The sequence below is a fragment of the Chitinophaga sp. OAE865 genome, assembly GCF_040546735.1.
Classification (GTDB): Bacteria; Bacteroidota; Bacteroidia; order Chitinophagales; family Chitinophagaceae; genus Chitinophaga; species Chitinophaga polysaccharea_A.
The window spans coordinates 3,597,949-3,615,434 of sequence record NZ_JBEPOF010000001.1 but is presented as its reverse complement, the minus strand read 5'-3'; the positions used below and the strand labels follow the sequence as shown (position 1 = coordinate 3,615,434).

Here is a 17,486-nt window from a genome sequence, read left to right as displayed (position 1 = left end):
AAAATCCGCGTTATTCGCAAAATTTGCTTACTTTTCGTTGGTATAATCTTTGGCCCCGCATCCTAAATCTTTCCGTATGCAGAAATTTGACGCAATTGTAATCGGATCTGGTCAGGGTGGAAACCCACTGGCAAAGAAAATGGAAGAAAAAGGCTGGAAGACTGCTGTTGTTGAACAACGCTATCCCGGCGGCACCTGCATTAATGATGGCTGCACTCCAACCAAGGCAATGATCGCCTGCGCAAAAGTAGCACATACTGTTTTTCATAGTAAGGACTGGGGCATTCACAGTCACGGGTTCATGGTAGACCTTCCCTTTATTGTAGCCAGGAAAAACAATATCGTCACAGAATTCCGCGAAGGGACAATAAAAGGGTTACAATCAAAAAACGTTACGCTCTTTATGGGCACAGCTGCTTTCACCGGCAATAAAACCATTACAGTTACCGGGCATAATGGAGAAGAAACCATCTTAACTGCAGATCATATTTTTATCAATACAGGCACCAAACCTTTTATTCCGCCTGTACCAGGGCTGGCAGAAGTATCTTACCTTACCTCCACCACCCTGCTTGATGAAGTAAGCATTCCCAAAGAACTGATCATCCTGGGAGGCAGCTACATCACGCTGGAAATGGGACAGCTGTATCAGCGTTTAGGCAGTCACGTTACCATTATAGAATCCGCTTCCCAACTGGTATCAAAAGAAGATCCTGATGTGGCAGCCGTCATAAAAAAAATGCTGGAATCGGAGAATATGCAGATCCATACCGGTACACAGGCTACCCATGTATCTGTAAGCGGAAAGAAGATCAGCGTGGATATTACCACCGGCAACGACCGCGACACTATAACAGGCACGCATATACTGGTGGCCACCGGCCGTACCCCGCAAACCGGTTTGCTGCAGCTGCAGCAAACCAATGTGCTTACCGATGAAAAAGGATTCATCCAGGTAAACGACCGGCTCGAGACATCTGAACCAGGCATCTACGCACTCGGCGATGTAAAGGGCGGTCCTGCATTCACACACATCTCCTATAACGATCATCTTATTATTTATAAAAACCTTTTTGAAAACGCCAACGTTGGTATAAAAGACCGGCAGGTTCCTTATTGCATGTTCACCGATCCTCAACTCGGCCGCATTGGTATCACGGAAAAAGAAGCGAGGCAGGAAGGCATCCCGTTTAAAGTAGCCTGCCTGGGCATGGATAAAGTGGCCAGGGCTATAGAAACAGGGCAAACAAGAGGATTTATGAAAGCCCTTGTACACGAACATACTGATAAGATCCTGGGAGCTGCTATCATAGGCACAGAAGGCGGCGAGATCATGTCTATGTTACAAATGGCCATGCTGGGCAATATCACGGCCACGCAGCTACGCGAAATGGTGTTTGCTCACCCGCTCTATGCGGAATCATTGAATAATCTCTTTATGACACTGGAGAAACCCGCTCCATAATGAGCAATTTTTTCCACAATCTGATATATACAGGATGATTAAACTGGAACATGTTTCCAAATTTTTTGGCCCGGAAAAAAAAGCGGTAGATGATATTTCCTTTGAGGTAAAGGAAGGGGAGACACTTGTGCTGCTTGGCACCAGCGGTTGCGGTAAAACCACTACCCTGCGCATGATCAACCGCCTGCTGGAGGCAGACAGCGGCCGGATCTTCATCAACGGACAGGAAATACAGGGATTGCCCGGAGAAATACTCCGCCGCAACATTGGCTATGTACTGCAAAACACCGGGTTATTCCCCCATTATACGGTGAGCGATAATATTGGCCTCGTGCCTTCATTACTGCAATGGGATAAAGAACGTATCCACAACAGGGTTATCACGCTGATGGATAAACTTCATTTGCCGGCGGCCTATGCCACTGCATATCCGCAGCAACTCAGCGGGGGGCAGCAACAACGGGTAGGCCTGGCCCGCGCGCTGGCGGCAGATCCGCCGGTGCTTTTAATGGATGAGCCCTTCGGCGCTCTGGACCCGCTCACCCGTATCAGCGTCAGGAAGGAATTTAAATCGCTCGATGAAATCAGTCACAGAACCATCATCCTCGTAACGCATGATGTGGAAGAAGCTTTTGAACTGGGGCATCGTATCTGCCTCATGAATGAAGGACGCATTCAGCAGTTAGGCACACCTGCTGAACTGATCTTCCACCCGGTAAATGATTTTGTAAGATCGTTCCTTGATCCGCAACGGCTGCAGCTGGAACTGAAATCGCTGCGCATAAAAGATCTCTGGCAATGGCTGCCACCGGCCACCAAAGCGGCAGGCGGGCAATTAACCGCAGCCAGCACCTGCTGGGATGCATTGGAAGCCATCACACATGAACCGGTTACCGTGGTATATGAACAGGAACAAAAAATGATCGACGGGAATGGACTGATGGAGGCAATAGCCGCCTATAAAAATTAATATAACGGCATGGAATCCACCGAAACCTTATTTGATTTTATACAACAACAAGCCGGTAAACTGCTGGAACAAACCCTCACGCATACGGGGCTTACCTTTATATCCGTGTTGCTGGCCGTGGCCATAGGCGTACCTGCCGGTATCCTTATCTCCCGGAAAAAAAGACTGGCAGCACCTGTGCTCGGCTTTGCCGGTGTAATGCAAACCATTCCCAGTATTGCGTTGCTGGGATTCATGATCCCATTGCTGGGCATAGGCCCCAAGCCAGCCATAGTGGCCTTATTTCTTTATGCGCTGCTCCCTATTGTACGCAATACCTACACCGGTATCAGGGGAGTTGATCCCAACGTAACAGAAGCCGCTACCGGCATGGGAATGAGCCGGCGGCAAATGCTGCTGAAAGTACAACTGCCGCTGGCTATGCCGGTGATACTGGCAGGCATCCGCACGGCTACTGTGATCAACGTGGGGGTAGCCACACTGGCAGCGTATATTGCGGCGGGCGGACTGGGGGAATTTATTTTCGGTGGCATCGCCCTGAACAATACGAATATGATGCTGGCGGGCGCTATCCCCGCTGCCCTGCTGGCGTTGCTGTTCGACTGGCTACTGTCGCTCCTGCAGCATATCAATATCCGCAAAGCCCGCAAAACATTGTACGCATTGCCTGTTGCCTTCCTCCTTCTCTCTTCGTTCTATCTCCTGCCAAACACCTATAGCGGCAAAATGCTGGCAGGATTTACCCCCGAATTTATGGGCAGGAAAGATGGCGACCTCGGGTTAAAATCCGTATATGGCCTGCATATCCGCACGCTTGTGATCAGCGATATGATCATGTATAAGGCCGCCTATGAAAAGAAACTGGACGTGATAAGCGGCAGCAGCACAGATGGAAGGGTAAAAGCATTTGACCTGGTTGTACTGGAAGATGATAAACATATCTTCCCACCTTATTATGCAGCTCCCATTGTGCGGGAAGAAACCCTGCAGAAATATCCTGAACTGGAGCCGGCACTCAACCTGCTGGTTGGTACAATTAATGATAGCATCATGACGGAATTGAACTATCGCGTAGATTATCTCAAACAAAACCCGGAGAAAGTGGCAAAGGATTTCCTGGTGGCCAAACGACTCTGGAAACCCGCCGGTAAAGGCGATAAAGGCAGCATCCGGATCGGCTCAAAAATATTTGGCGATGGCTATATTCTTGCCGCGATGTATAAAATGCTGATAGAAGGACATACCGGTCTTACGGTAGTTACCAAAACAGGATTAGGCGGTACAAAAATCGTATTCGACGCATTGGTAAATGACCAGATCGATATGTATCCCGAATATACCGGCACAGGATTGCTGGTATTACTCCAGGCGCCGCAACAGGTAACAGACAGTATTATCAGCGATAGCCGCAAAGTGTATGACTATGTAAGCGCAGCATTTGCAAAACAATACCACATCAAATGGCTGCAGCCCATCGGTTTTAATAATACCTACGCATTAATGATGCGCAGAACAGCAGCACAGGAGCTGCACATCAAAACCATTTCGGATTTTACCAAATATGTGAATCAACAGTAATCACCTGTAATTATGTTACTGAAAGAACAATATGAAACAGTACGGCGGAGAAGCGAAAAAATATGCGCCCCGCTAAAAACGGAAGACTATGTAGTGCAACCGGTGGTGGATGTAAGTCCGCCTAAATGGCACCTGGGGCATACCACCTGGTTCTTTGAAACCTTCATTCTCCTTCCTAACGCTAAAGGATATACGGTATTTGATCCTCAATACAATTACGTATTCAACAGCTATTATGAATCTGTGGGCGCACGGGTGATCCGTACCAACAGGGGTAACCTGAGCCGGCCGGCCGTGGAAGATATTATGCGTTACCGGAAATATGTGGATGATGCCATGATGGAATTCCTGGAAGATGAGCTGTCGCCCGAGCTGCAGGAGCTGTTTATTCTCGGTCTGAACCATGAAGAGCAGCACCAGGAACTGCTGTATACAGACATAAAGTATATCCTGGGACATAACCCGCTGTTCCCTGCATACGATATACACCATAAAGATATCCCGGTAGTGAACAATCCCGGGGATCCGTGGTTAAATATACGTGCCGGTGTGTATGATATCGGGTTTGCGGGAGATGGATTTTGCTTTGATAATGAACTGGGCAGGCATAGCGTATACCTGGCAGACTATAAGATCAGCACCGCACTGGTAACCAATACGGAGTATCTTGACTTTATCCAGGCCGGAGGCTACCAGGATTTCCGTTACTGGCATGCAGAAGGATGGGATTGGGTAAAGAATAACCAGGTAAGTACGCCCATGTACTGGTATAACATCGATGGCAAATGGATGCATTATACCTGGCAGGGGCTGCAGCCTTTAATGCCCGATGCGCCTGTTACGCATGTGAGCTACTATGAAGCGGCAGCATATGCAGCCTGGAAAGGACAGCGGTTGCCCACTGAGTTTGAATGGGAGGTGGCTGCACCACAATTGTCATGGGGTTATCGCTGGGAATGGTGTGAAAGCGCCTACCTGCCCTACCCTGGTTTTGCGAAGGCGCCCGGCGCCATTGGGGAATATAACGGAAAATTCATGATCAGCCAGATGGTGCTGCGTGGTGGTTCTGAGGTCACTTCTCCCAACCACAGCCGCATCACTTACCGTAATTTTTTCCATCCTTCACTGAGATGGCAGTTTACCGGGATAAGATTGGCAGGATGATTGAGACACCGTTATGAAAATGATCCGGATCTCCAGAGATCTACATTCAGTACATCAAAAAATAGGTATGACTGTAATTCCAAGTGTACTTGTACCAGGCAGGCGTAAACCAGCCACAGGTATCTTCTATCATGATGTGGTGCAGGGCCTCAGCGCACCACAGAAATATCTTGACCCGAAATATTTTTATGATGCAGCGGGAGATGCGCTCTTTCAGCAGATCATGCAATGCCATGAATATTATTTAACGGGTTGCGAAATGGAAATCCTTCGCGAACAATCTGAACAAATAGTACAGGCGTTACAGTTATATGCCGGCGAGTTTGACGTAGTGGAACTGGGCGCAGGCGATGCCACCAAATCCATTCACCTGCTGCAACAGCTGATCAGTAACAATATCGACTATACGTATTTTCCGATCGATATATCCGCCAATGTAATTGCGCAGCTGGAAGCAAATCTCCCCGCGCAGGTGCCCGGCCTGCAACTGCATGGCCTGAACGGCGAGTATTTCCATATGCTGCAGCAGGCCAATAAGGTAACCGCTAAAAAGAAAGTGCTGCTTTTTATGGGCGCCAATATCGGCAACTTCAGTGTGAGCGCCGCCCGCAGCTTCTGCCAGCAGTTGCGGCAATACCTGCAGCCCGGCGACCTGCTGCTGACTGGCTTTGATCTTAAAAAACATCCGCAGGTGATCCTGAATGCCTACAACGATTCCGCAGGGATCACCCGTGCATTTAATTTCAACCTCCTGCAACGGATCAACAGGGAACTGTATGCAGATTTTGATGTATCAAAATTTGAGCATTTCCCCACCTACGATCCGGTTACAGGCGCCTGTAAAAGCTACCTGATAAGCCTGGAAAACCAGCAGGTGCATATCGGGGAAGACGTAACTATTACCTTCAAGGAAAATGAATCCATTTACATGGAAATTTCGCAGAAGTACAGCCTGGAAGAAACAGACCAGCTGGCAGCCTTTGCCGGCTTCAGGCCGGTGGCCCGCTTCTTCGACCACAAGCATTGGTTCACCGATTGCCTTTGGAAATGTATTTAAGATATGACGCCCGGCATTGCCCGGGCGTCATTGTTTCATACGGAATGCATTAAGGCCAGGCATTCAGCATTCGCCTGAGTGTCACAATTTCACCGGTATGATAACTGGTGTGGTCCAGCAATAATACGGCTTCCCGGAATAGATGCTGTCCGCTGCCATGCGGGAAAGGAGCAAACAGGTCGTCGCTCTTCTCCAGCAGCTCAATAAAAGCATGCAGATCCTTCTCTACCTGCTCCACACTATGCTTCCAGGCAGCGTCGCTCCCGGGAGCTGTTTCTTCCGGCCAGTAATCCTTCGGCCACTCAATTTCTTTTGTAATTGGGGTTCCTGGAGAAATCAAGGATATCGTACTGCGTGATCCTGATATGCTCTACCAGTTGCCAGATGCTGTATGGCATGCCCTCAGGCACTACTCCCCTGAGATTGGCAGGCAATTTCTTTACCGAATCGCTGAAAGTTACGTGTGCATTAGGTTTGAGCAGCATGTCCTTCAACGATTTTACTAACGGAGCTGTATTCATAAAATAGTAATTTAATTTTTCACCAGGATTCTTAAAACAAAAAGAAAATCAACCATCAAAAAATACTCCAGTAATCATCTTTCCATAATTGTAAATAAATTGTTAATCTGTTTATCTTATTAATAATTATTTAACCAGAACGACAATGTTTGGTATTGGTTAACGGAATGAGAATGGTTCAATGCGATATTGTACCGAATTAACCAATATCCTCCGCATGGCAAAATACTACGCATTAACGTTAACCGTATTGCTGATAGGAATTCATTTAACACTTTCAGCACAAAGAGAAATAAAGGGCCATGCGTATGATAAAGACACCAGGAAACCATTATCGGCAGCCAACGTGCTGCTTTATACCGCAGAGAGATCCGTTCTTATAGCCCAAGGCATCACCAACGATGCAGGGGATTTTGTTCTCAAAAAAATACCCGTGGGCAACTACCGGCTCACGATCAGTTTTATGGGATATGATGCCGTCACCACGCTTGTTATCATCTCGGAAAGATCTGCCAAGATATTCCAGCTGGATCTCCGCAATTCAGGCCTGCAGCGCAATCCCATAAAGCTGAACAGCATTAATGTAAAGGTAAACAAATCGGCCTTCACCATACGGAAAGATACGGTTGAATTCTCCGCCGGCGATTTCCAGACGGCCGAAAATGCTTCCCTGAGAAGCCTGCTGAATAAACTTCCCGGGATCACTATCGATGCGGAAGGTAATCTTTCTTTCCAGGGTACGGCCATAAAGACCATCCTGGTGAACGGGAGGCCGCTGTTTCAGGATGCCAGTGGCTCCTCAGGCAGTACAAAAAAAATCACTCAAACCCTCCTGGCAGATATTGTCGATAAAATACAGGTCATCGACCGGAAAAGAGTAGATGGGCTCATTGAGGGCAGCAAAGATGAAAAGGTGATCAACATCACTGTTAAAAAGGAATATAAAAAAGGGATCAATGGTACTGCCGGCGCGGGCTACGCTACCGGCAAGCGATACAGCGCAGCTGCCAGTGCAAACATGTTCAGGGATACCAAACAGGCAATGGTAATGGGTTATATCAATAACATCAATTCCTCCCGCGGCCCTTCCTCTACCGACGAAAACCTGAGCAGGGCGGAAGCCATGATGGGCGGTATTTCCCACAGGAACAACCTCAGCGCCAACCTTGCTACTGATATCTCCAAAAAAATAAAACTAAACGCCAATTTTGTGCACCAGGGCCATAACACGGACAACCACCAATGGCAGCAACGCGATAATATCCTTCCGGACAGTAACTTCCGGTACAACAATAACAATACCTCCACAAGCACCGCCGACCTGAACATCATGTTTGCCAACATGACCATACAGCCGGATGAAAAAAATTTTATTTCCGTAGATATGTCGGTCAACCGGCAAACCAATACCTACAATGCCCTGAATAAATATATTTCTACCGGCGGGAAAAGTAACGACACCATCAATTTTGGTAACACCAGCAACAGGGAAAAAAGAAGGAACAGTAATTTCAATATAACCACACAGTATAATCATCAGTTCAGTCCAAAGGCAGGAAGCGTAAGCCTTTCGCTCAATGTTGAACAGAATAATTCCAGAAGTGATCAAAACAATATTACGCTGAATACCCTTGCTGCAGCGAACCTGTCGGATACGCTCAACCAGCAGGTGAACATGAAGATCAATGTACGGAAACTGATGGCCCGGGCTAACTACCAGTATCCGCTCTTCCCTTCTATATATCTGAATGTATCTTATAAGATCACCAACAACCGGACAAAAAATAACCAGGATGCATTTGACTTCGACAATGAAAAAAAGGGATATGATATTGTAAACAATGATCTCAGCTACCGGTTTAAAAATGAGATCACTGAGCAATCGATAGGTACCGGTATCTTTCTTAATAAAACAAAAATACAGGGCCAGCTGAATATTGCCTATAACATCACCGATTCTAAAAGCAATAACTTCACTAACGGAAACAATTTCCTGCAAAAAATAAATTACCTGTCGCCCAACCTCTCCTTTTCCTATAAAATTGATAATTACAAAAGCCTGGATCTGAGAATTAACAGGGAAACACGTATCCCTCCGCCAAGTGTGTACCTGCCGGTAGTATCCACCCGGAACCCTTTATATATACAACTTGGCAACCCGGATCTGAAGCCATCTATTTATAACTCCGCGTCTTTTGGTTACCGTTCATTCAGCGTAACGGGAATTACCTTCAGTACCAGCATCGGCGGCGACCTGCCCAATAATGCCATTTCACAATCGGTTTACTCTGATTCCGCCGGGCGGCAGATCAGTAAACCTGTAAATACAGAAGGCAACTTCAGTATCAATCAGGACTTTTCAATAGGCAAACGGTTTAACAAACCTGCGGTAACGGTCAACTATTCCCTGTCCTATTATTTCAACCGCAGTAATTCGTTTATCAACCAGGAAAAAAACCGCACCAGTGATCTGACGGTCACTCAAATGCTGAACAGCTCCTGGATGTATAAAAAAGTGCTTGAACTGGAAGGATTTGTAAGCATGCTATACATCAGCAGCGTTTATGCTATCCAGGATAATAAACACAGCGATTACCTGATGTATAATGTATCTCTCTCCGCGAATGCTTTTCTTCCGGCAGATATCAGTATCGGCAGCGCTGTTCTTTATTTTAACAACACCAGCCAGCACCAGCAGTTCGTGGTGCTCAACAGCTGGGTGGCTAAAACTTTCGGGAAAAACAAAAGCTTCCAGGCGAAACTTTACGCCTATGATCTCACCAGGCAAAATCAATCGCTGCTCACCATGCAATCGCCTACCTATATAGAACAGCAGCGCAATGCCGTTCTTACACAGTATTATATGTTGAGCCTTTCTTACTTCTTTGGTAAAAAAAGTAAGCTTTGATCGCCTTCGCCGATATGCGGATTTTGTCTGACGCGGATTTTGTCTGACTCAGGATTATGATGATTTTGCTGATTACTTTTTTACGATTGTTTAATAACAGATAAGGGAGATAAAAGCGGATGGACCACCGTTTTTATCTCCCTTATTATTTTATAAAAAAATCAGCAAAATCATCATAATCCTGAGTCAGACAAAATCCGCGTCAGGCAAAACCAGCTTAATTCGCCGGTTTTTCCAGTAATTTGAAAAACTGATCCAGCTGTGGTAATATCACGATCCTTGTTCTGCGATTCGCTGCCTTACCTTCTGCGGTATCATTGGAAGCTATTGGCAGGTACTCGCTCCGGCCGGCGGCAGTCATACGGGCTGGGGGAATATTATACTGGTTCTGAAGCACACGAACCACAGAGGTAGCTCTCTTCACGCTCAGATCCCAGTTGTCGAGCAATACATTCGGACGGTAAGGCACATTGTCGGTATGCCCCTCCACCATAAACTCAATATCCGGTTGGGCAATCAGCACCTTGGCCACTTTACCCAGTACCTCTTTGGCTCTTTCATTGATTTCATAACTACCGCTTTTAAACAGCAGTTTATCGGAGATATCTATATATACTACGCCTTTATCCACTTTAATATTAATGTCTTTATCATCCATATTGCCAATAGCGCCCTTCAGGTTCATTACCAGCTGCATATTCAGAGAGTCTTTACGGGCAATGGCAGATTGCAGGTCTTTAATATAGGCGTCTTTAGCGCCGATGTTATCCAGCGATTTCTTGATACTTTCAGCCTGGGAGTTGGAGATAACGGATAATTCTTTCAGGTGATCCAGCATCTGGGAGTTATTGGTTTTCAGTTGCTCCTGTTGCTCGGTTAAATTCGTCACTTTTTCTTTGTAAGAGGCAGCGGCACGGGCAGCATCTTCTTCACAGGTTCTCAACTTACCGTATGTAGCCCGGTAAAGGCTATCGAGTTGCGCATTCCTCGCCTGCGACTCCCTTAATTTCCGGGGAGCAGAACAGGAAGCAAAAATGGTTACTAAAGCTACCGGCAAGGCTAATTGTGCTATTTTCATAAAATTACACTTTTTAATAATCTAATAATTAAGCATATATAAACAGTGGGGGATACAATGGGAAAGCAACCCCTCCATAGCAAATAGCAGGCCGAAGCCCCCCTCAGTCCGTTAGAACATTGTTAGAATTCACAAGAGGATAGATGTTGACACATATAAAATATTATAGCCGTTGTCTTACAAGAAGCCTTATTCATAAAAAAAAGTTAATGTTTTCCAATATCTAAGTAACTTGTCCGGCAGAGTATACGCTGTATCTATTTTCTATTAATTGCTGAAATGTATGAGAAAGGTGGTTTCTTCGGGTCAACCAACAATAAAGGAAATTGCAAAAAGGCTAAACATCTCTGTATCTACAGTATCACGGGCATTACATGATCATCACAGTATTGGATTAAGAACCAAAACCAGGGTAAAGGAACTGGCTGCGGAGCTGAATTATGAGCGCAACCAAACGGCGATCTACTTCCAGCAGGGTAAAACATTTACTATAGGCATCCTTTTACCGGAACTGTCGGAAGCATTTTTTGCCAGCGCTATCAGTGGTATTGAAGACACCGCATACAGCAATAACTACACTGTATTGCTGGGTCAGTCGCACGACGATGAGGCCCGTGAAAAACAGATCATCCAGAGCATGAAACAGCACCGGGTGGATGGCTGTATTGTATCTATCGGGAAAAATACCAGCAACTATGAACATTTTGAAATGCTGCAACAGGCGCGCATCCCGGTAGTTTTCTTTGACCGTATTCCCGCCCTTCCGAATATGCATTCAGTGTCTATTAACCTGGAATCGGGCACCGTGCAGGCAGTAGATTTCCTGCTGAAGCAAGGCCACCGCGTAATTGGTATGATCAACGGCCCCGAAACCATGGTGGCCAGCAAAGAAAGGGCTACCGGCTATATCAGGGCGCTGCAGAAACACCGCCTGAAATACGATCCCAAAATGATCGTCAATGCCGACCTCACTACCGCCGGTACGGAACAAGCCATGCAATACCTGTTGTCGCTCAAAAGAAAGGTAACCGCTATCGTTACTTTCAACGACTATGTAGCCATGGATGCCGTACAATATGCCCTGAAACAAAAATTGGAAATAAATAAGGATATAACTTTTGTATCTTACGCCAATACACCGGTAAGCGGGTATACGGCCTTCCCCCCTGCTGCATCTGTGGAGCAGTTCCCTTATGAACAGGGCCAGGCGGCTACTAATATGTTATTGTCACTCCTGAACGGGGAACATGCCTTGAATGATTATCAACGCACTATCATGGAGTCGCAGCTGGTGATACATCACCGGTGAGGTATTATCTTATCGATAACCTTGCCACAGCTGTTCACCGTGGCAGGTTACTCGACTTCATTGTTCGCTGTCTATAATTGCTGCTTTTCCAGCTTAGTTCACTTTCTGATTAATTGCTACAACGATTCTACATGATTTTTTTGGAATTCCATATACGCAAACGCTTGCGTTATCCGCGCAAGCGTTTGCGTAACGCCTGTTTTCAGCTGTTTTGATCATTGTTGCAACACCCATCTGTTCAATACCTCCTCCGTATAAAACAGTAAAGCGAAGATCATAGCTATGATCTTCGCTTTACTCAAAAATGAAAAAATTTATTTCAGGTTCGCGTCAAAATAATCAGTGATCTTCTGCATCAGGTGAACCCTGTCTTTTCCCAAAACATTATGTAAATGCCCGGGGTAAACAAAATAATCTACCTGTACTTCATTGTCTACGCAAGCTTTCAGGAACTTCAGCGAATGCTGCCAAACCACAACGTCATCGTTGGTGCCATGTATCAGCATCAGTTTTCCCTGCAGATGTTTCGTTTGTGTAAGCAGGTTGGAGTTAGCATAGCCCTCCGGGTTCTCCTGCGGCGTATCCATATAACGTTCGGTATACATCACTTCATACATGCTCCAGTCGATCACCGGTCCCCCGGCCACTGCAGCCTGGAACACTCCCGGATGACGCAGCATCAGCGATGTGGTCATGAAACCACCGAAGCTCCATCCGTGTACACCCATTTTCTGCTGGTTAATATATGGCAACGATTTCAGATAAGCCACTCCCTGTAGCTGGTCGTTCATTTCCACGGTGCCCAGCTGTCTGAAAGTAGCCTGTTCAAATGCTTTTCCACGGTTATCACTACCCCGTCCATCCATGGTAAAAATCACATAACCATGTTGCGCCATGTATTCATACCAAAGGTTGCCGCTGTAAGGGTAAGTATTGCGGATCAGTTGTACGTTAGGACCGTTATACAGGTATACGATCACCGGGTAGGTTTTGGTGGGAATCAAAATTCACCGGCAGGATCAGTTTACCATATAAAGGCGTGCCATCGTCTGCTTTCAGGGTTACCTGCCTGATCTGCGGGCGCAGGAAATCTTTCAGCGGGTCGGCCGCAGTGATTATATTTTGTTCAAACTTACCATTGGTAGCAGTTATTCCTGCCATATAAGGTGTGGTGCCGGAACTGTAAGCATCCAGCACATAACTGCCATCTTCACTGGCTTGTGCATCGTGCCACCCTGCGGCTTTATCCAGCCGGGTAAGATCTGACGTTTTCTGTTTATAGCTGGTCTTATAGAGATGCTTTTCCATCGGGCTTTCTTTGGAAGCCGTAAAGATGATCTCATTCTTCTTCGTATTAAAACCTGTTATTTCATTCACCACCCAATTACCTGCGGTGATCTGCCGCAGCTGCTCCCCCTTCGTATTATAGAGATAGAGATGATTATAGCCGCTTTTTTCGCTCCACCAGATAAACTGGTCTGGTGTGCCGGGAATAAAAGTCAGCGGGTGAGTAGGATGTACATATTTTGGATCTGTTTCTTCAAACAGCGTTTTTACCAGTTCACCGGTAACGGCGCTGTATTGGTTCAGCCATAAATGATCCTGTTCGCGGTTCAGCAGCGCTATATATACGGATTGCTGATCGGGGGCCCATGTAACACAGGTGAGATAATGATCTGCCGGTCCGCCGGTTTTCAGGAAAATAGTTTTTTGGGTAGATGGCTGATAAATACCGAGTGTTACTTCGTGGGATTTACCACCTGCCATCGGGTATTTGATATTGGTATTACGCGCAGGGGTTACCGACCAGTCGATAACAGGATAATCATCTACCATCCGCTGATCCATGCGATAAAAGGCCAGCTGATCGCCCTTCGGGGAGAAGAAAATACCTTTATCGATGCCAAATTCCTCGCGGTGAACGCTTTTTCCATTCACAATATTGATATCGGCGTCGTTGGTAACGGCCTGCACATTGCCTTCAGCAGTACGGATAAAAAGGTTGTTTTTTTCGGTCCAGGCAATCTGCCCGCCCTTGGGGCTCACGGTTACATTTTCTGCGTCCTCCGGTAATTCACACCATTGGCTGAACAGCATGCGCCCATTTTGCAGTTGTCCTTTATAAAGTGTATTGCCAATGGCAAACCAGGCGTTGGTAGCGGAGATCCATTGAAGCGGAGGTATGCCTCTCAATGGCCTGGAAGAAAATAATTGTTCGTTGAGGCGAGCCAGTGTAAGCAGGGTATCAGTTTTGCCGGCGGGAAGGGTCACTTTTATCCAGACATAATTATCTTTTTCAGATAATACCCTTGTGTAGGCATTTTCGCCTGGAATCCATTCAAACTGTTTTAGCCGTTCAGGAGCCAGCTGTTGGCGGAGACCATTGGTGGCTTCGGCCATTGTATACTGACGTTGCTGTGCATAGGTGTATTGCAGCCCGCCCGTTATCCATCCTGTCAAAAGCAATAGGAAAGCTTTCTTCATCCTTCTTTTTGGAGAGCTAAATTAAGGTTTTACCCGTTAAGCGCTCACAAGATGTTTTTTCACCCATTCCCTTTCTTCGGGTAGCAGGTAATCGGCCCTTTTTTCTGTGATCCAGGAGAATGTTTTTTTCACATCTGCTTTCACCGTGCGGAAACGGAACAGGAATTCCATGCCCAGCATCAGGTCTGTAAACCCGTTCTTGACGGTTTCTATGGTCATCCTGGCGTTACTACGTCTTTTTGATAACAATTCGGTAATACGCGCAGTTACTGCCTGGATAGCGTTTTCGTCGGCATACTTATAAATAGCCTCCATCGCTTCAAACTTCAGTTGTCCCCGCATCAGGCAGCGGGTATAAAACATTGCTTCCTTCTCTTTTTCAATATCCGCGATAGCCGCAAAGGCCAGGCTTTTTACATCCTGCCGGTGATATTCCAGGAGCCTGCGCAGTGCGGGCACACTTTTCTGGGTACCTACTTTATGGAGCAGCAGGGTGATATAATAGATATCATATTCATTTACGGTGCGCTTGAGCAGGTTCAGGGCCCAGTCTTCCACGGAAGGATGACGGGTGCCTCTCAGGGCCAGGAGCGCCGACCTGCGTATATTATTGTTAAGTGAAAGGGTATTGTTAAACAAGGGTTCCAGGTTAATATAACCCGGTATGGCCAGTCCGCGTTCGAGATCCTGCTGCATGGCAGTGATCATATCTGCATCCTGCTCTATCCTTATCCTGTCCAGCAAAAAACGTATTACTTCGGGATCGTTGGTATTCCTGGAAAGTTGAGTGATAATAAAACAGGCGGCACGGCGCTTATCTTTGTCGGGCTCCTGCTCAATGTATTGATAAAGTAGGGGTATATAAGCGTGATTAGCGAGTTGTTCTGCTTCGCGAAGGGCCTGCCAGCTGGTTGTCTGGCCGTTATGCAATTGATCTGAGCGGTCGCATATCCGGGCTACGAGGTTAGAAAGATAGTCAATCATCAGTAGTAATTTTGATCTGCTACCCCTGCATTTTCAATTATCATACCAACCTGAACAACGCTCCCGGAAAGCAGGGGCGCGGCGTCTTCAACAATTAACAGTTTTATGTTACATTTGCCCCTGTATTTTAGGACCGGTTATAGAACGTAAAGCATGCACATACTACTCAAGAACGTTAAGATCATAGCGCCTTCTTCACCTTTGCACGGGCAGCAAAAAGACATTTCTATCCAGAACGGGATCATTCAGCAGGTTGGCAATAACCTCGAAGATGCCCGGGCAACGGTCATTTCAGGTAACAACCTGCATGTTTCCGCCGGCTGGATGGATGTTTTCGCTCATTTCTGCGATCCCGGCCAGGAACATAAAGAAGACCTGCAAAGCGGCATCAGGGCTGCTGCCACCGGCGGATTCACCACCGTAATGATAGTACCCAATACCCAGCCCGCCCTGCATACCAAACCGCAAATCGAATACGTGCTGAGCAGGTCCCGTCATTCGGCAGCCACGGTATTGCCAATTGGCGCAGCCACCAAAAACCTGGAAGGCGCCGGCCTTGCAGAAATGTATGAAATGCAGCAGGCAGGGGCCATTGCATTCTCTGATGGCTTCAAAGCTTTACAATCACCCGGCCTAATGCTCAAAGCCCTGCAATACATCAAGGCATTCGACGGTACCCTCATACAACTGCCGGACGATCAAAGCATTTCTGCGCATGGACTGATGCACGAAGGCATCTATTCCACGCAGCTGGGAATGCCCGGTAAACCCGCCCTGGCGGAAGAACTGATTATTCAGCGCGACCTGGAACTGGCCAAATACACTGATTCACGGATCCACTTTACCGGCATCAGTACCCGCAAATCAGTGGAGCTGATCGCTGCGGCAAAAGCTGATGGTATCAAAGTTACCTGCTCTGTAACGCCTTACCATCTCTCATTAACAGATGCACAACTCATTAATTACGATACCCACCTGAAGGTAAACCCGCCGCTGCGCAGTGCAGACGATGTAAAAGCCCTGCAGGAAGCAGTTTTACACGGCACTATCGACTGCATCGCTACACATCATATACCACAGGACTGGGACGCCAAGCAGGTGGAATTTGAATACGCAAAAAATGGAATGATCGGCCTGGAAAGCGCTTTCGGCGTGTTACGGCAATACCTGCCACAGCTCCCGCTGGAACAGCTGATCAATATGCTTACTACCCACCCGAGAAAAATATTCGGCCTGCCGCAACCTGCCCTGCAGGAAGGCGCCGCAGCCAACCTTACTGTGTTCGACCCGGAAACCAGCTGGCAGTTCACTAAAGCCCACATCGCTTCCCGGTCCAAAAATTCAGCGTATATTGGCGAGCAACTGAAGGGGAAAGTACATGCCACAGTGAATGGACCTGTTTTTCATATAAATAATTAACCTATATGCAGAAAAGTTCTAACCCGGGCCTGTTATGGGGCGTAGTGGGCGGTATATCACTGATATTCCTGAATGTTATCACCTACATCGCCGGACCATCTGTATTGTTTTCCTGGTGGAACAGCGTATTGCAGCTGGCCGTTTTTATTGTCATTGCCATATTCGCCGGCCTTGAGGTAAAAAAACAACAGGGAGGATATATCAGTTTCAAAGAAGCACTGAAACCTATATTTACAACGTTTATCATCGGAACGGCTATCCTTACTGTTTACCAGTATGTGCTCTATAAATATATTGATCCGAAGCTCGTGGATGCATTGAAAGATAATCTGCTGGAATCTACAGAAAAATGGATGCACAGATTCAAAGCACCACAGGAAGAAATTGATAAACAGCTGGATGAATTAAGTAAAACCGACTTCAACGTCGGGATTAAAAAATCATTCATGGACTTCCTGAAAGGAATAATATTCTATTTTGCGATAGCAGCGATCATTTCACTGATCATTCGCAAAAAACCAGTTGAAAGACCACTACAATAATACTATT

General features: G+C 46.6%; 15 protein-coding genes. 9 read left to right on the top strand and 6 right to left on the bottom strand.

What is annotated here, in order from left to right:
- Nucleotides 1-76: 76 nt before the first annotated feature.
- The 5 genes from ABIE50_RS14715 to egtD all read left to right on the top strand — a co-directional run bounded on the left by ABIE50_RS14715 (nt 77) and on the right by egtD (nt 6,234).
- Nucleotides 77-1,465, top strand: coding sequence for a mercuric reductase (locus tag ABIE50_RS14715; protein WP_209860307.1), 1,389 nt, complete (start codon nt 77-79; stop codon nt 1,463-1,465).
- Between the two features lie 34 nt (nt 1,466-1,499).
- Entirely contained in the window at nt 1,500-2,435 is a 936-nt protein-coding gene (locus tag ABIE50_RS14710) for an ABC transporter ATP-binding protein (protein ID WP_209860308.1), read from the top strand.
- Nucleotides 2,436-2,444: 9 nt separating this feature from the next.
- Nucleotides 2,445-4,013, top strand: coding sequence for an ABC transporter permease/substrate-binding protein (locus tag ABIE50_RS14705; protein ID WP_209860310.1), 1,569 nt, complete (start codon nt 2,445-2,447; stop codon nt 4,011-4,013).
- A gap of 12 nt (nt 4,014-4,025) precedes the next feature.
- Entirely contained in the window at nt 4,026-5,177 is a 1,152-nt protein-coding gene (gene egtB, locus ABIE50_RS14700) for an ergothioneine biosynthesis protein EgtB (protein ID WP_209860311.1), read from the top strand.
- A gap of 67 nt (nt 5,178-5,244) precedes the next feature.
- Nucleotides 5,245-6,234, top strand: a complete 990-nt coding sequence (egtD, locus tag ABIE50_RS14695) for an L-histidine N(alpha)-methyltransferase (RefSeq protein WP_209860312.1) — start codon at nt 5,245-5,247, stop codon at nt 6,232-6,234.
- Nucleotides 6,235-6,283: 49 nt separating this feature from the next.
- Here egtD and ABIE50_RS14690 read toward each other — a convergent pair whose 3' ends face one another.
- Together ABIE50_RS14690 and ABIE50_RS14685 are read right to left on the bottom strand one after the other, a co-directional pair.
- Complete coding sequence (locus ABIE50_RS14690; RefSeq protein ID WP_354028017.1) at nt 6,284-6,574, bottom strand: DinB family protein; 291 nt, start codon at nt 6,572-6,574, stop codon at nt 6,284-6,286.
- Nucleotides 6,537-6,755 carry a hypothetical protein gene (locus tag ABIE50_RS14685; protein ID WP_354028016.1) on the bottom strand — a complete coding sequence of 73 codons (219 nt, stop codon included), beginning with the start codon at nt 6,753-6,755 and terminating at the stop codon, nt 6,537-6,539. The genes ABIE50_RS14690 and ABIE50_RS14685 overlap by 38 nt, the downstream gene beginning before the upstream one ends.
- 217 nt (nt 6,756-6,972) lie before the next feature.
- On the opposite strand from ABIE50_RS14685, the gene ABIE50_RS14680 reads away from it, so the two are divergent.
- Nucleotides 6,973-9,663 (top strand): outer membrane beta-barrel protein, encoded by a 2,691-nt coding sequence (locus ABIE50_RS14680; RefSeq protein ID WP_209860314.1) that lies wholly within the window; start codon nt 6,973-6,975, stop codon nt 9,661-9,663.
- Nucleotides 9,664-9,880: 217 nt separating this feature from the next.
- Here ABIE50_RS14680 and ABIE50_RS14675 read toward each other — a convergent pair whose 3' ends face one another.
- Nucleotides 9,881-10,741: an OmpA/MotB family protein gene (locus ABIE50_RS14675; protein WP_142685152.1), complete on the bottom strand. Its 861-nt coding sequence runs from the start codon at nt 10,739-10,741 to the stop codon at nt 9,881-9,883.
- A gap of 283 nt (nt 10,742-11,024) precedes the next feature.
- Between ABIE50_RS14675 and ABIE50_RS14670 the strand changes: the two genes are divergently transcribed.
- Nucleotides 11,025-12,050, top strand: coding sequence for a LacI family DNA-binding transcriptional regulator (locus ABIE50_RS14670; protein WP_142685151.1), 1,026 nt, complete (start codon nt 11,025-11,027; stop codon nt 12,048-12,050).
- Nucleotides 12,051-12,364: 314 nt separating this feature from the next.
- Here ABIE50_RS14670 and ABIE50_RS14665 read toward each other — a convergent pair whose 3' ends face one another.
- The 3 genes from ABIE50_RS14665 to ABIE50_RS14655 are packed head-to-tail and all read right to left on the bottom strand — an operon-like array spanning nt 12,365 to nt 15,518.
- Nucleotides 12,365-13,030, bottom strand: coding sequence for an alpha/beta hydrolase family protein (locus ABIE50_RS14665; protein ID WP_354028015.1), 666 nt, complete (start codon nt 13,028-13,030; stop codon nt 12,365-12,367).
- Entirely contained in the window at nt 13,011-14,534 is a 1,524-nt protein-coding gene (locus tag ABIE50_RS14660; protein ID WP_354028014.1) for a DPP IV N-terminal domain-containing protein, read from the bottom strand. Before ABIE50_RS14660 ends, ABIE50_RS14665 begins: the two co-directional genes overlap by 20 nt.
- 36 nt (nt 14,535-14,570) lie before the next feature.
- Complete coding sequence (locus ABIE50_RS14655) at nt 14,571-15,518, bottom strand: hypothetical protein (protein WP_209860316.1); 948 nt, start codon at nt 15,516-15,518, stop codon at nt 14,571-14,573.
- A 153-nt stretch (nt 15,519-15,671) separates the two neighbouring features.
- Between ABIE50_RS14655 and ABIE50_RS14650 the strand changes: the two genes are divergently transcribed.
- Together ABIE50_RS14650 and ABIE50_RS14645 are read left to right on the top strand one after the other, a co-directional pair.
- A complete protein-coding gene (locus ABIE50_RS14650) occupies nt 15,672-16,937 on the top strand; it encodes a dihydroorotase (RefSeq protein ID WP_209860317.1) in 1,266 nt (421 codons plus the stop codon).
- Nucleotides 16,938-16,942: 5 nt separating this feature from the next.
- A complete protein-coding gene (locus ABIE50_RS14645; RefSeq protein ID WP_209860318.1) occupies nt 16,943-17,479 on the top strand; it encodes a DUF4199 domain-containing protein in 537 nt (178 codons plus the stop codon).
- Nucleotides 17,480-17,486 lie beyond the last annotated feature (7 nt).